The organism is Citrobacter sp. RHBSTW-00859 (genome assembly GCF_013729795.1).
Lineage (GTDB): Bacteria > Pseudomonadota > Gammaproteobacteria > Enterobacterales > Enterobacteriaceae > Citrobacter > Citrobacter braakii.
This window is the reverse complement of record NZ_CP056284.1, coordinates 4,637,085-4,651,628: the sequence shown is the minus strand read 5'-3', so window position 1 is coordinate 4,651,628 and position 14,544 is coordinate 4,637,085. Positions and strand designations below refer to the sequence as shown.

General features: G+C 50.5%; 14 protein-coding genes. 11 read left to right on the top strand and 3 right to left on the bottom strand.

Features of this window, described 5'->3' with window-relative positions:
- The 5 genes from HV302_RS23245 to HV302_RS23230 all read left to right on the top strand — a co-directional run bounded on the left by HV302_RS23245 (position 1) and on the right by HV302_RS23230 (position 5,689).
- Positions 1–3,201, top strand: coding sequence for a host specificity protein J (locus HV302_RS23245; protein WP_181626619.1), 3,201 nt, complete (start codon positions 1–3; stop codon positions 3,199–3,201).
- Positions 3,194–3,511: a hypothetical protein gene (locus tag HV302_RS23240; protein ID WP_048220767.1), complete on the top strand. Its 318-nt coding sequence runs from the start codon at positions 3,194–3,196 to the stop codon at positions 3,509–3,511. The genes HV302_RS23245 and HV302_RS23240 overlap by 8 nt, the downstream gene beginning before the upstream one ends.
- Entirely contained in the window at positions 3,512–4,186 is a 675-nt protein-coding gene (locus HV302_RS23235) for a hypothetical protein (protein ID WP_161668396.1), read from the top strand.
- Between the two features lie 108 nt (positions 4,187–4,294).
- Entirely contained in the window at positions 4,295–4,534 is a 240-nt protein-coding gene (cor, locus tag HV302_RS28415; protein WP_232794673.1) for a phage exclusion lipoprotein Cor, read from the top strand.
- 57 nt (positions 4,535–4,591) lie between these two features.
- Positions 4,592–5,689: a tail fiber domain-containing protein gene (locus HV302_RS23230; protein WP_181626618.1), complete on the top strand. Its 1,098-nt coding sequence runs from the start codon at positions 4,592–4,594 to the stop codon at positions 5,687–5,689.
- Positions 5,690–5,816: 127 nt separating this feature from the next.
- Here HV302_RS23230 and HV302_RS23225 read toward each other — a convergent pair whose 3' ends face one another.
- Positions 5,817–6,059, bottom strand: coding sequence for a DinI-like family protein (locus HV302_RS23225; RefSeq protein WP_181626617.1), 243 nt, complete (start codon positions 6,057–6,059; stop codon positions 5,817–5,819).
- Between the two features lie 78 nt (positions 6,060–6,137).
- On the opposite strand from HV302_RS23225, the gene HV302_RS23220 reads away from it, so the two are divergent.
- Complete coding sequence (locus HV302_RS23220) at positions 6,138–6,527, top strand: HumD family translesion DNA polymerase (RefSeq protein WP_181627489.1); 390 nt, start codon at positions 6,138–6,140, stop codon at positions 6,525–6,527.
- A 32-nt stretch (positions 6,528–6,559) separates the two neighbouring features.
- Here HV302_RS23220 and HV302_RS23215 read toward each other — a convergent pair whose 3' ends face one another.
- Complete coding sequence (locus HV302_RS23215) at positions 6,560–7,654, bottom strand: tyrosine-type recombinase/integrase (RefSeq protein ID WP_149911819.1); 1,095 nt, start codon at positions 7,652–7,654, stop codon at positions 6,560–6,562.
- Between the two features lie 87 nt (positions 7,655–7,741).
- Between HV302_RS23215 and dusA the strand changes: the two genes are divergently transcribed.
- Positions 7,742–8,779, top strand: a complete 1,038-nt coding sequence (gene dusA / locus HV302_RS23210; protein ID WP_181626616.1) for a tRNA dihydrouridine(20/20a) synthase DusA — start codon at positions 7,742–7,744, stop codon at positions 8,777–8,779.
- A gap of 133 nt (positions 8,780–8,912) precedes the next feature.
- Positions 8,913–9,155 carry an envelope stress response protein PspG gene (gene pspG, locus HV302_RS23205; RefSeq protein WP_016155352.1) on the top strand — a complete coding sequence of 81 codons (243 nt, stop codon included), beginning with the start codon at positions 8,913–8,915 and terminating at the stop codon, positions 9,153–9,155.
- A gap of 232 nt (positions 9,156–9,387) precedes the next feature.
- Here the strand turns inward: pspG and HV302_RS23200 are convergent, their stop codons facing one another.
- Positions 9,388–10,371, bottom strand: coding sequence for a quinone oxidoreductase (locus HV302_RS23200; protein WP_016155445.1), 984 nt, complete (start codon positions 10,369–10,371; stop codon positions 9,388–9,390).
- A 64-nt stretch (positions 10,372–10,435) separates the two neighbouring features.
- Between HV302_RS23200 and dnaB the strand changes: the two genes are divergently transcribed.
- The 3 genes from dnaB to tyrB all read left to right on the top strand — a co-directional run bounded on the left by dnaB (position 10,436) and on the right by tyrB (position 14,301).
- Positions 10,436–11,851 (top strand): replicative DNA helicase, encoded by a 1,416-nt coding sequence (dnaB, locus tag HV302_RS23195; protein WP_003826610.1) that lies wholly within the window; start codon positions 10,436–10,438, stop codon positions 11,849–11,851.
- Between the two features lie 47 nt (positions 11,852–11,898).
- On the top strand, positions 11,899–12,978 hold the full coding sequence (alr, locus tag HV302_RS23190) for an alanine racemase (protein WP_016155354.1): 1,080 nt from the start codon (positions 11,899–11,901) through the stop codon (positions 12,976–12,978).
- 129 nt (positions 12,979–13,107) lie between these two features.
- Positions 13,108–14,301: an aromatic amino acid transaminase gene (gene tyrB / locus HV302_RS23185; protein ID WP_181626615.1), complete on the top strand. Its 1,194-nt coding sequence runs from the start codon at positions 13,108–13,110 to the stop codon at positions 14,299–14,301.
- Positions 14,302–14,544 lie beyond the last annotated feature (243 nt).

Below are 14,544 nucleotides of genomic sequence, written 5' to 3'. Positions count from 1 at the left end.
ATGCGACTCCTCGAAGGTGAAACCATTATTCATGGCGCCAAAGGTGGCGGCGGCAAAGCGCATACGCCAGTAGAGCAACCTGATGATCTGTTGTCAGTGGCAAAACTGAAAATGCTGGTGGCGCTGTCAGAAGGTGAAATTAAGGGTGACCTGACAGCACAGCAGATTTTCCTCAACGATACTCCACTGGCTAATGATAGTGGTGAATACAATTTTCAGGGCGTGAAATGGGAGTTCCGTAAAGGCACTCAGGACCAGAGCTATATCGCTGGTATGCCGGAAGTGGACAACGAGCTTGCCGTGGGTGTAACGGTAACCACTACAGCGCCGTGGACTCGCCAGTTTTCCAATCTTTCTCTTGATGCGATCCGTATAAAACTGAGCCTTCCTGTTCAGTATTTGTATAAAGATAACGGTGATATGGTCGGGACTGTCACGGAATACGCCATTGATTTATCAACGGATGGCGCAGCATGGCAGACGGTCGTGAATGGTAGGTTCGATGGTAAAACCACAACAGAATATCAACGCGATCACCGTATTGACTTGCCGGATTCCGTTTCCGGCTGGTCCGTCCGGGTAAGACGTATCACGCCAGATGCCAGTGGTTCTAACTCAAAACTGGTAAATGCCTTTAAAGTCTTTTCTTTTGCTGAGGTCATCGACAGTAAATTTCGTTATCCCAATACCGCTCTCCTGTTTGTGGAGGTGGACAGCAGCCAGTTCAACGGCAGCGCGCCGAAAATCACCTGCAAGCCAAAGGGTAAGCTTATTAAGGTGCCGGATAATTATGATCCTGCAACGCGTACCTACTCCGGGTCGTGGTCCGGCGGTTTCAAAATGGCTTATTCAAATAACCCCGCATGGATTTTCTATGATCTGGTGCTGGATGAAATTTATGGTATGGGTACGCGCGTTGACGTATCCATGGTTGATAGGTGGGAACTGTATTCCATCGCTCAGTATTGTGATGAAAAAGTTTCAGACGGAGCAGGGGGAACAGAGCCCCGTTTTACCTGTAACGTATTCATCCAGAACCAGCAGGATGCTTATCAGGTTCTGCGCGATCTGGCTGCTGTGTTTCGTGGCATAACGTTCTGGGGTAATGAAAAAATTTACGTCCAGGCTGATGTTCCGCAAGCTGATGTTGACTGGGTTTATAATGTTTCAAATGTCATTGATGGCTTGTTCACTTATGCTGGCGGGTCTTATAAGAACCGCTACAGCTCCTGTCTTGTTTCCTGGTCTGATCCGCAGAATCACTACAGCGATACAGTAGAAGGTGTCTACGATTCAGGGCTTGTTGAGCGGTATGATGTGCGGCAGACAACACTGACCGCAATTGGCTGCACTTCACAGAGCGAAGCACACCGGCGCGGGCGTTGGGTTCTTCTTTCAAACGCGAAGGATGGCACGGTGTCGTTTGGCGTAGGACTCGACGGGTACATTCCGTTACCTGCGGAAATCATTGGTGTGGCCGACCCGTTTCGCGCCGGTAAGCAGAATGGTGGTCGAATCAGTGCGGTGAATGGCCGTCAGGTTACCCTCGATCGTGCAACTGACTACACCGTTAATGATCGGTTGGTTGTTAACCTGCCCGATGGTAAAGCGCAGACGCGGACAATCAGTGCTGTTAGCGCAGATAAAAAAACAGTGACGGTATCCACCGCATTCAGCCAGCCACCTGTTGCTGGTGCTGTATGGGCAATTGACAGTGATAATCTGGCGATTCAGTATTTTCGGGTCACATCAATAGCAGCCAGTGATGATAGTAACGGCGGCTTTACCATCACCGCGGTACAGCACGATCCGAACAAATATCGCTATATCGATGATGGTGTTCGCATTGAGTCGGCCCCAATCACCGTCACGCCGATAAGCGTCCTGTCTGCGCCGAAAAATATCGTGGTGACTGAAAGCGATCATGTGTCGCAGGGGTTGACTGTGGCAAGCCTAGATGTGTCATGGGATAAGGTTGATGGTGCAATCCGGTACATTGCTCAGTGGAGGAAGGACAGCGGCGACTGGATAAACGTTCCGGTTACCAGCGCGCAGGGATTCTCTGCTCAGGGGATTTATACGGGAATTTATGATGTGCGTGTCCGGGCGCTGAATGCGCAGGAAACGTCTTCTCCATGGGGCTACGCGGATAAGACATACCTTTCCGGTAAGGCTGGCAAGCCAGGGACGCCCGTTAATCTGGTTGCTTCTGACAATGTTGTCTGGAATATCAATATTACCTGGGCCTTTCCTGATGGTTCTGGTGATACGGCATATACCGAAATCCAGCGTTCGACGACGGGAGACCACGCCAATCCGCAGCAACTTACGCTGGTTCCTTATCCGACATCAAATTATCAGCATGGGATGATGCCGGCGGGTATCCGGCAGTGGTACCGGGCACGTCTTGTTGACCGTATTGGCAATGTTGGTGAGTGGACCGCCTGGGTGATGGGGGAAACGAGTTCTCAGGCTGATGAATATCTGGGCGACATCGGCAAAAATTTTATGTCTTCCGAAGACGGCAAGGCATTAATGGGGCAACTGGAAACAAGCCTGGAAGCTATTCTTCAGAACTCCCTGGCTGATTACGACAATGTGAATCAGCAATGGGCGCAGTATGGCGAAAACAAGGCTGGCATTATTCAGGCGTCTAAAGTCGCCGCTGACGCAGAAAAAGCAGTTGCGAAACTTGAAACTGATGTTGCGGCTCAGTTTGGCGATACAGAAGCTGCAATACAGGAAAAAATGACCGCCTATACCGATGCGTCAGGTGGTTCTGCCATTTATACCCTGAAAACGGGGATCAAGTATAAGGGGCAAAATTATGATGCCGGGTTATCGGTAGCCGTAACTATTAATGGAGTGTCTGTAGATACGCGCGTTGCTGTTAATGCAAACCAGTTTGTTGTTATGTCCGGTTCGGGAAGTAATGTTTATTCGCCATTTGCGATAGTTAACGGTCAGGTGTTTATCAGCGATGCGTTTATTCAGAATGGAAGTATAACAAGCGCCAAAATTGCTAACGCCGCAATCAACAATGCGAAAATCTCAGGTTCTATCTGGTCAGAAGGTTACAAAGTAGCAAATCAGGGGGGGTGGTGTCTTTCTAAAGCCGACAACAATCTTTCCTTTACGGGGCCGGAAGGTCGTTTGTTTGTGCAGATTGGTAAACTAACAGGAGTGGCTCCCAATGTCTGATTTTGGATTTGCCTCATGGGACGCTAACGGTGTCCCGAATAACTATGGCATTAAACCTGTAACCGTGGTGGGAATCATCGATCTTGCTTTAGGTCAGAAAACGGGAAGCTACCAGTTCAACCTCGAGCCCGGTTTAAAGGTCGGTTTTGCGGTTGGTACTCTGGAGGATAAAGGGACAATAAGTTACACAGATAAAAGAAATATTATTGCATCTGGAAACACCATAACAATACAGCCTTCAGGTAGTGATGGGATCAATGATTACCCGGCAGTCAAAGTGCAGTTAATCGTTTTTGCGGAGACTGCGTAGATGGCTAAATATGGCGCATTGATTTCATTACCTAACGGGAACCCTTTTATCACGCCTGATTCCACACCAATGACGCTTTACCGGAAAGTCACTGTAAACTCAACTTTTGGGGGAAATTTTAACAGTGCTTCGGCGTCCGTGACTATCGACGGTCAGAAGGGAGGGATTGCATTTGCAAGAACCAGCGCCCCGGCGAAGATATCTGCTTCAAAAAGTGGCAATACGTTCAGTGTTGATGCGTCTAATTACAGGGGATCGGCTTTTGTCCTTGAGGCCTATTTTTTTGCCATATATCCGCTTACCCTTCCGGCCTGGGGTGTGGCTATATGGGATGCCGAAGGGACACTGGTACTTACGAATGAGTCCCGGGTATTAAGCGACCTTACAACTATTGGTTCACCAGGTGCTGTAAGTGGTGGGCTTAACATTGATACATACATGGCAGGAAAATGGGCCGTAAATCCGATGGGGCTGGGATCTGTCATCCTCCATGCGGGTTCTGCACCAGGTGGACAGCCAATATTTCAGTCTGTTGATGTGGGGACGGGTTGCCATGACGACACTGGTGGTACAAGAATTAGGGGGCAAAGTTCAACCACAGCGAGTGGGGCCTCGATCGGATCAACGAATAGTGGCATTGTGATAACGGCGATAAACACAGCTGCATATGATTAAACTGATCGATTTAAACGATCAATTTTAGAATATTGATCTATTAAAACTATTTTTATTATTCAATGCTATTGGTTATTTTTTGTTTAAATAATTAACCTTGGTGTCGAAATGAAAAATATAATAATTCCGGTTATTGTCTGTCTGGTGCTTTCAGCGTGTTCAGGACCTGTTCTTGAGAAACAGAAACCGGTTTGTCAGGCTGAGTTTGTGTCTGGCGGGCTGCCCCAGTCGGTACACATTTACGGTGTGCGAAAAGTTGCTAATCAGACTGAGTACAGGGCCGGTTATCCATTTAACTGGCGATGGGTGAATAAAAATAACTTCACCAGTTCGAATTGTCCTCAATGAAATACAAAAATATCCCGCTCCGGCGGGTTTTTTATTATCTGAATTCAGGAGAAATCCATGTCAGCAGGAACTTTAACCCTTAATAATAACTCAGCCTCAGTTGCCGGAACTGACACCACTTTCACCACTGAGTTAGCTGCAGGTGATTTTGTTGTCGTTACGGTCGGCGGTATTACTTACACACTGCCAGTAAAGACGATCGACAGTGACACTCAAATCACCCTGATCAGCAAGTATCCCGGCCCGTCACAAGCATCCTCTGCGTGGAATGCTGTTCCACGAGCCACCCAGAACCAGGTGACCGCTGCGCTGGTTGCGCAGACAACTGAGGCGCTTCGTGGGCTTAATTACGACAAGCAGAACTGGCAAATGGTGTTCAGCACCGGTGGTGATATTACTGTGATGCTGCCTGACGGCTCTCAGTTTTCCGGACCAAGCTGGAAAAAGATAACCGACCTGCTTAAAGACACAGCAGCTGCACTCGGTAATTTATCCGACTTCTCTCAGTGCATAGCATCAGTAAATACCGCGACATTCGCCATTAGTATGAAAGGCGATATTTCCGCACCAACGACGGTTATTACGGAAGCCACACCGGCAATCAAAGCCGCGCCCTTTAATATAAAGCATATCTACTCCGGGAGCCGGGTATTTGCGCCTGCGGGGATGGCAACCATACAGAAAACAGGAGGTACGGGAAGCCAGTTCACATTAAACATGGCGTTCGGTGGTTACATTGGTTCTGCAGGGACGGCAGACTCAGCAGGCCCAATGTTGACCTGCTCTGACGGGGCTGGCTATACAAAGTACTGGCTTTTTGCGAATGGTTCCGGAGGAATCAATACCGCAAATGGGGCGATATTTCCGTCAGGTTCGGATCGACGCCTGAAAAAAGAAGCAACTGCGGCACAAACAGGTGCCCTGGACCGTGTCAGCCGGATAGAGCCTTACGAGTTCACATGGCGAGGGGATGGCCGACGAGACCGCGGGGTTATAGCCCAGCAGCTCCAGGAAGTGGACCCACTATATGTGTTTGAGGCGGGAGGTGAGGACCCGGAAAACCCTATCCTTAACGTGTCGTATCTGGCCCTGGTGTCTGACTTGATCGGGGCAGTACACGAGTTGAAAGCAGAACTTGACACGTTGAAAAAGTAAGCAATATACCACCTGAAAAACAGGACTAGTGTGCCTGACGAATCGTTAAAAAACCGTAGCCATTGTCTGGAAAGTTCAGGCTACGGGTCGATTCATAACATGATTAGAGTGCGCGCCTCGCTTCATATTACTCAGAAATAAGCCAGAACTCAGCCTCTTCAAACATTTCCTGAACAGTACGGCTTATCTGTTCTTTCTCATGCTTGCTGGCGTCAGTATTGATCGCCGGCAACGTCATCATCGGTTTCACCCGGACATCAGCATCAGGGAAGACCCGGTGAACCCTCTTAGTCAATTCGCCCAGAATGATATCTTTTGCACCGGGCAGACCATCAAAATTCCTTTTGTCATAAACGAGTTCCACGAACATTGCTTATTGCCTCTTTACTGGATGTATATACAGTATTTATACTGTGTTTTTATCCGGTATTCAAGAGAGGGCGTAAACATGGGCTTTCCTTCACCTGCGGCAGATTACGTTGAAACAAGGATCTCCCTCGATCAGCAGCTAATCAGCCAGCCCGCAGCGACTTATTTCATGCGGGCATCGCGTTCACATTTCAGGGAAGGGATAATCCAGGGGGCGCTACTTGTTGTGGACGCGTCGCTTTCAGCCTGTGATGGCTCGCTGCTGATATGTGCGATAGATGGGGAATTCAGGATCAAGCGATACCGAACTCACCCTCAGCCCCACCTGATAAATCTGGAGAACGGGAGAAGGGAAGCGCTGCCAGTAGATGATGACGGTTACAGTTCTGCACCCGCTATATTCGGAGTGATCACGTACATCATTAATGATGCCAGGAATGGAGAGTTCGACGATTGCCCAGTTATGTAATGAAAAAAAAGCCCGTTTATACGGGCTTTCGTTTAGTCATTTTTTCTGGACTTTTGCAATTGTTCAAGCCTTACATGAAGTGATTTAGGGAATAGCTCTGTGTAAACTTGCCACAGTACATTCAGCGACCTGTGGCCAGTAACTTGGGCCACTTCCTCTATACTGAATCCAGCTTCAAAAAGTCTGCTGGCGCCTTCCCTTCTAAGGTCATGATATCTTAGATCCTCAATTCCAAGAGCACTTCTTACCCTTTGGAATCCTGCCGTTACGGAACTGCTTATATAAGGGAATATTAGCTCTGACTTACGCGGCTGGCGCTGGACAATATCCCAGGCTTCTCCGAGTAAAGCGACATTCATGTGGTTCCCTTCTTTTTTACGTGGATCCTTCCTGTCTCTCACCAGCACTGATTTTTGTTTTTCATCGATATCATCCCATCGCAGACGGCAAACCTCGCCAATGCGCATGCATGATAAAACAGAAAACATCAGAATATCGACGAATGGGATTTTTGATCCCCGCCTTTGAGAACGTTGCTTCAGGCCTTCAATCAGCATGTCTAGTTCTTCAGATGCTGGTCGACGACTACGTCGATTTGATTTTCCAATTAACCCCAATTTTAGGAGGTGAGGGCGTGCCTCTTTTGCCGGATTGCTAGTATAGTTAATGCCATACACTGGCTTTGCACAATCTAGCACGCTTCCAAGATAGCTGACGTCGTGGCTTACGGTCGCTGGCCCGGCTCCTGCATTATTTCGCAATCGACAGTGCTCTATGACGTCATTTGCGGTTAAAGACAGCAGGGGGATAGCTGCAATGTCGCAGTCAACGAGCATATTAAGAACATAGCTTTTTGTTCGTCCCGCTTTGCCACCAGCGTTTGGATCATTGATGTATTTTTGCAACAAATCACGGACTGTTATTCCGGTTGCATCATCAGATGATGGGAGACCATAAAGATCCAGTTCCATAACCCTCTGGGATCCCCATGTTTTAGCATGCGCCTGTTTTGGGAAGGTTTTACTTTCTCTGAATGTGATAACGCCTTTTTCCTTAATGAGCACGGTACAGCGGTAGCGTGGAGTGCCATCAGATTTTAATCGTTTCTCTATGTTATAGTATGCCATTACTCTGTCTCGTTATTTCAGGTTCCCATAAGCGTGGGGGCCTGAGTGGGGACCTGATGAGAGAAAAATATACTTAAATGTCAAAAAATGCACGGTAATCTTGAAATGATAAAAACCAGCCAAACCAGCGCAATGCCTGAAAATACTGACAATCACTGGAATGGTCGGTTTAGTGTTGCTCCTATGCTCGACTGGACGGACAGACATTGCCGCTACTTTTTGCGCTTACTGTCCCGCCAGACGCTGCTCTACACGGAGATGGTAACCACCGGCGCGATCATTCATGGTAAAGGCGATTATCTGGCGTATAGCGAAGAAGAACATCCAGTCGCTTTGCAACTGGGCGGGAGCGATCCGGCTGCGCTGGCGCAGTGCGCAAAGCTTGCTGAACAACGGGGCTATGACGAAATTAACCTCAACGTGGGTTGCCCTTCCGACCGTGTACAGAATGGAATGTTTGGTGCCTGTCTGATGGGAAATGCGCAACTGGTCGCTGATTGCATCAAAGCGATGCGCGATGTGGTATCGATTCCGGTAACGGTGAAAACCCGTATCGGTATTGATGACCAGGACAGCTACGAATTCCTGTGCGATTTCATCAACACGGTCTCCGGTAATGGTGAATGTGAGATGTTTATCATCCACGCCCGTAAGGCCTGGTTGTCCGGGTTAAGCCCGAAAGAAAACCGCGAAATCCCACCGCTGGATTATGACCGTGTTTACCAGCTAAAGCGCGATTTTCCGCATCTGACAATGTCGATCAACGGTGGTATAAAATCGCTGGAAGAAGCGAAAATCCATCTGCAACATATGGATGGCGTGATGGTGGGGCGCGAAGCTTATCAAAACCCAGGTATTCTGGCGTCCGTTGACCGCGAGATTTTTGCTTTCACCAGCGAAGATGCCGATCCGGTCGCCGTAGTGCGTGCGATGTATCCGTATATTGAGCGTGAACTGAGTAAAGGAACCTATTTGGGGCATGTCACGCGCCATATGCTGGGACTGTTTCAGGGGATTCCAGGGGCACGGCAGTGGCGTCGCTATCTGAGCGAAAATGCGCATAAAGCCGGGGCAGATATTGAGGTTCTGGAACATGCGCTGAAGCTGGTGGCAGACAAACGTTAAGTTTTCGCCAAAAGTTAGTGAATTTCACCACGCCCTGCGCTTCGTCGCGGGGCGTTTGCTTTATAAATCAATATATTAATTTTGGCATGTTTCTTGTAAAGCTGTGGAGAGTATTTCATTTCGGGAGAGAGCCATGCTGGAACTACTTTTTGTGATTGGATTTTTTATCATGTTGATGGTCACCGGCGTATCTTTGCTGGGAGTGCTGGCCGCATTGGTGGTAGCCACTGTGGTGATGTTTTTGGGCGGACTATTTGCGTTGATGATTAAACTGTTGCCCTGGCTGTTATTGGCCGTTGCCGTGGTGTGGGTTATCAAGGCGATAAAAGCGCCAAAAGTCCCACAGTATCAGCGCAATAACCGCCGATTTTACTAAGGTATTGAGCGGTGTGTCACAACCTGCAACATTGCCTTTAGAAGCAAATAGGAATTGATTATCAAATCTGTCACTATTGCCAGGTTAACGAATTCATCGAGCTGTACCCTACATACAGCCGAACTAAAAAAAGAAAGGGCTTCCTACGGGAAGCCCTAATTCTTTCTTCCCCCTTCATAATTCAAACCGCAGGTTTGTTGGCGGCTTGAATTATTTAGCGGAAATGAGGGCGTTACGGGATCAGCAAACTCGACCCCTGTGTGGCCCGGCTTTCCAGCACTTCATGAGCACGCTGCGCGTCGTGCAGTGCGAACGTCTGGCCCGGTGCGACATCCACTTTGATCACTCCGCTGGCAATCAGCGAGAAAAGCTCATTGCTGGCTTCGGTTAATTCATGGTGGTTGGTGATGTAACCCTGGAGTGAAGGGCGAGTCACGTACAGCGAACCTTTCTGATTCAGAATGCCTAAGTTAACGCCAGTCACCGGTCCGGAAGCATTACCAAAGCTGACCATGAGCCCCCGGCGCTGCAGGCAATCCAGTGAGGCTTCCCAGGTATCTTTCCCCACCGAGTCATACACCACCCGCACTTTTTTACCGCCAGTGATCTCTTTTACACGTTCTACAATGCTCTCTTCACGATAGTTAATGACCTGCCATGCGCCGGCCTGCAGCGCAATTTGCGCTTTTTGCGCATTACCGACAGTGCCAATCAGCTTCGCACCCAATGCTTTTGCCCACTGGCAGGCAATCATACCGACGCCGCCTGCTGCCGCATGGAATAAAAATGGTTCATCGGGCTGAATTTCATAGGTCTTACGCAACAGATAAAAAACGGTGAGCCCTTTAAGAAATGAGGCGGCAGCTTGTTCAAACGAGATAGCGTTGGGCAAAATAGCGGTTTTATCAGCCGGGACGTTATGCACTGAGCTGTAGGCGCCCAGGGGAGACTGAGCGTAAACCACGCGATCGCCGGCTTTAATGTGCGTCACTTTGCTACCGACTTTACTGACCACGCCTGCGGCTTCGGTACCCAGACCGCTGGGCAGAGAAGGCGGTGGATAAAGACCACTGCGGATATAGGTGTCGATATAGTTGATCCCAATCGCTTTGTTCTCGACCTGGATTTCATTTTCCGCCGGGTCTACGGGCGTAAACTCCACAGCCTTGAGTACATCAGGGCCACCATGCTTGTGAAATTCAATACGTGTTGCCATGCTTCCTCCAAAAGAAATGTGGTAATCTTTCGACCCAATCATTATCTCGGTAACTCCATTCACTATGGCAGGAAATAAACCCTTCAACAAACAACAGACTGATGCTCGTGAGCGCGATCCCCAGGTCGCCGGGCTGAAAGTACCGCCGCACTCGATTGAAGCGGAACAGTCGGTGTTGGGCGGTTTAATGCTGGATAACGAGCGCTGGGACGATGTGGCTGAGCGTGTGGTGGCGGAAGATTTTTATACCCGACCGCACCGGCACATCTTCACCGAAATGCATCGCCTGCAGGAGATGGGAAAACCCATCGATCTGATCACGCTTGCAGAATCGCTGGAAGTTCAGGGGCAACTGGACAGCGTCGGCGGTTTTGCTTACCTGGCTGAGTTATCTAAAAATACGCCAAGTGCAGCGAACATTAGTGCCTATGCGGATATTGTCCGCGAACGTGCCGTTGTTCGTGACATGATTTCGGTGGCGAACGAGATCGCGGAAGCCGGGTTTGATCCGCAAGGCCGTTCCAGTGAAGATCTGCTGGACCTCGCGGAATCCCGCGTCTTTAAAATTGCTGAAAGTCGCGCCAATAAAGACGAAGGTCCGAAAAATATTACCGATGTGCTCGACGCTACCGTCGCGCGTATCGAACAGCTGTTCCAGCAGCCCCACGATGGTGTCACCGGGGTCAACACCGGTTATGACGACCTCAATAAAAAGACTGCTGGTTTGCAGCCGTCAGACTTAATTATCGTCGCCGCGCGTCCGTCGATGGGTAAAACGACATTTGCAATGAACCTCGTCGAAAATGCGGCGATGTTGCAAGATAAGCCGGTTCTTATCTTTAGTCTTGAAATGCCCTCAGAACAGATCATGATGCGTTCCCTGGCCTCACTCTCACGTGTAGACCAAACCAAAATCCGTACCGGTCAACTGGATGATGAAGACTGGGCGCGAATTTCCGGAACAATGGGTATTTTGCTGGAGAAACGAAACATCTATATTGATGACTCCTCCGGCCTGACGCCAACGGAAGTGCGCTCACGTGCCCGTCGTATCGCCCGCGAACACGGTGGTATCGGACTTATCATGATCGACTACCTGCAGCTGATGCGCGTGCCGTCGCTCTCCGACAATCGTACGCTGGAAATTGCTGAAATTTCCCGCTCGCTGAAAGCGTTAGCGAAAGAACTGCATGTGCCGGTGGTGGCGCTGTCGCAGCTTAACCGCTCTCTGGAACAACGCGCCGATAAGCGTCCGGTCAACTCGGATCTGCGTGAGTCCGGCTCCATCGAGCAGGATGCCGACTTAATCATGTTTATCTATCGTGATGAGGTTTATCACGAAAACAGCGACCTGAAAGGCATCGCCGAGATCATTATCGGTAAACAGCGTAATGGTCCGATCGGTACGGTGCGCCTGACGTTTAACGGTCAGTGGTCGCGCTTCGATAACTATGCTGGCCCGCAGTACGACGACGAATAACAACACTGAATCAGGTTACTCAAGCAAATACTTATCAAGGAATACAAATGCAAGCGGCAACTGTAGTCATTAACCGCCGCGCTCTGCGACACAACCTGCAACGTCTGCGTGAACTGGCTCCAGCCAGTAAACTGGTTGCGGTCGTGAAAGCGAACGCTTACGGCCATGGTCTGTTAGAGACCGCGCGAACGCTCCCCGATGCGGACGCTTTTGGTGTCGCTCGTCTTGAAGAAGCCCTGCGGTTGCGAGCGGGAGGGATCACGCAGCCCATCCTGCTGCTGGAAGGATTTTTTGATGCTTCCGATCTGCCGACTATCTCCGCGCAGCGTCTGCATACTGCCGTCCACAACCAGGAGCAGCTTGAAGCTCTGGAAGCCGCGGTACTGGCTGAACCGGTCACCGTCTGGATGAAGCTCGACACGGGAATGCACCGCCTGGGCGTGCGTCCGGAGCAGGCCGAGGCGTTTTATCAGCGCTTGACGCAATGCGAAAACGTGCGCCAGCCGGTCAATATCGTCAGCCACTTTGCGCGCGCGGACGAGCCTGAGTGCGGCGCGACCGAAAAGCAGCTCGATATCTTCAATAGCTTTTGCGCAGGCAAACCGGGTCAACGTTCGATCGCCGCGTCGGGTGGTATTCTGCTGTGGCCGCAGTCTCACTTCGACTGGGCGCGTCCGGGGCTGATTCTGTATGGCGTATCGCCGTTGGAAAACCACTCTATCGGTGCCGATTTTGGCTGCCAGCCGGTGATGTCGCTCACTTCCAGCCTGATTGCGGTGCGTGAACACAAAGCGGGCGAGCCGGTTGGCTATGGTGGAACCTGGCTGAGCGAGCGCGACACGCGTCTGGGCGTGGTGGCGATGGGCTATGGCGATGGTTATCCGCGCGCTGCGCCGTCTGGGACACCGGTACTGGTCAATGGCCGTGAAGTGCCGATCGTCGGTCGCGTCGCGATGGATATGATTTGCGTCGATTTAGGTCCCGAGGCGCAGGACAAAGCCGGCGATTCGGTTATCCTGTGGGGTGAAGGCCTGCCCGTTGAACGCATTGCTGAAATGACGAAAGTAAGTGCTTACGAACTTATCACGCGCCTGACCTCAAGGGTGGCAATGAAGTACATCGATTAAGTTCATGATGTGCCGGATAAGGCGGTTACGCCGCCATCCGGCAATATTCCTCTCAACATCCTCTCGATCTTCTCCCGCTTCCGGTTTATTGTGTTCTTAACCCCTGCCTGTAAACCTGGAGAACCACACGTGTTTCAAAAAGTTGACGCCTACGCTGGCGACCCGATTTTATCGCTCATGGAGCGTTTCAAAGACGATGCACGTAGCGACAAAGTGAACCTCAGCATCGGTCTGTACTACAACGAAGACGGCATTATTCCTCAGCTTAAAGCGGTGGCAGAAGCGGAAGCCCGACTGAATGCCAAACCGCATGGCGCTTCGCTGTATCTGCCGATGGAAGGTCTGAACACTTATCGCCATACTATTGCGCCGCTGCTGTTTGGCGCAGAGCATCCGGTTCTCCAGCAGCAGCGCGTCGCAACGATTCAGACGCTGGGCGGCTCCGGTGCGCTAAAGGTTGGCGCAGACTTCCTGAAACGCTATTTCCCTGATTCTGGCGTGTGGGTCAGCGATCCGACCTGGGAAAACCACATCGCGATTTTTGAAGGTGCTGGATTCGAAGTAAGTACTTACCCCTGGTATGACGACACCACCAATGGCGTGCGTGTCAACGACCTGCTGGCCACGCTGAACACCTTACCGGCGCGCAGCATCGTACTGCTGCATCCGTGCTGCCATAACCCGACGGGTGCGGATTTAACCCCCGCGCAGTGGGATGGTGTCATTGAGATCCTGAAAGCTCGCGATCTGATCCCGTTCCTGGATATTGCTTACCAGGGTTTCGGCGGCGGAATGGAAGACGATGCCTATGCGATCCGCGCCATTGCCAGCGCCGGATTGCCTGCACTGGTCAGCAACTCATTCTCGAAGATTTTCTCTTTGTACGGCGAACGTGTCGGCGGACTTTCAGTGGTCTGTGAAGACGCTGATGCCGCCAGCCGCGTTCTGGGGCAGCTAAAAGCGACGGTGCGTCGTAACTATTCCAGCCCGCCAAACTTTGGTGCGCAGGTCGTGGCCTCGGTGTTGGGTGATGACGCGCTGAAAGCCAACTGGCTGGCGGAAGTCGAAGAGATGCGTACCCGTATTCTGGCGATGCGCCAGGCGCTGGTTAACGTATTGAATGCGGAGATCCCTGGTCGTAACTTTGATTACCTGCTGCAACAGCGCGGGATGTTCAGCTATACCGGGCTCAGCGCTGCTCAGGTCGATCGCCTGCGCGATGAGTTCGGTGTGTACCTGATAGCCAGCGGTCGTATGTGCGTGGCCGGGTTGAATCACGGTAACGTGCAACGCGTGGCGAAGGCATTTGCCGCCGTCATGTAACCGGGTTTTTAGGCCTGATAAGCGTCGCGCCATCAGGCATTGTATTGCCGGATAGAGGTGTAATCACCTTATCCGGCCTACTTTCTTTCACCGTGCTATTGGTCTGTTTTCCAATGTGATCATGCTCTTTTTCCAGGACAAAACCAGAGAAAATCCTTCCTTTCCCTCCCCCTAAGGGGTAAGGTCAGATAGTTTTTTGACCAGTTGTTAATAAAAAAATGATAACTAACTGACTACTTAGGG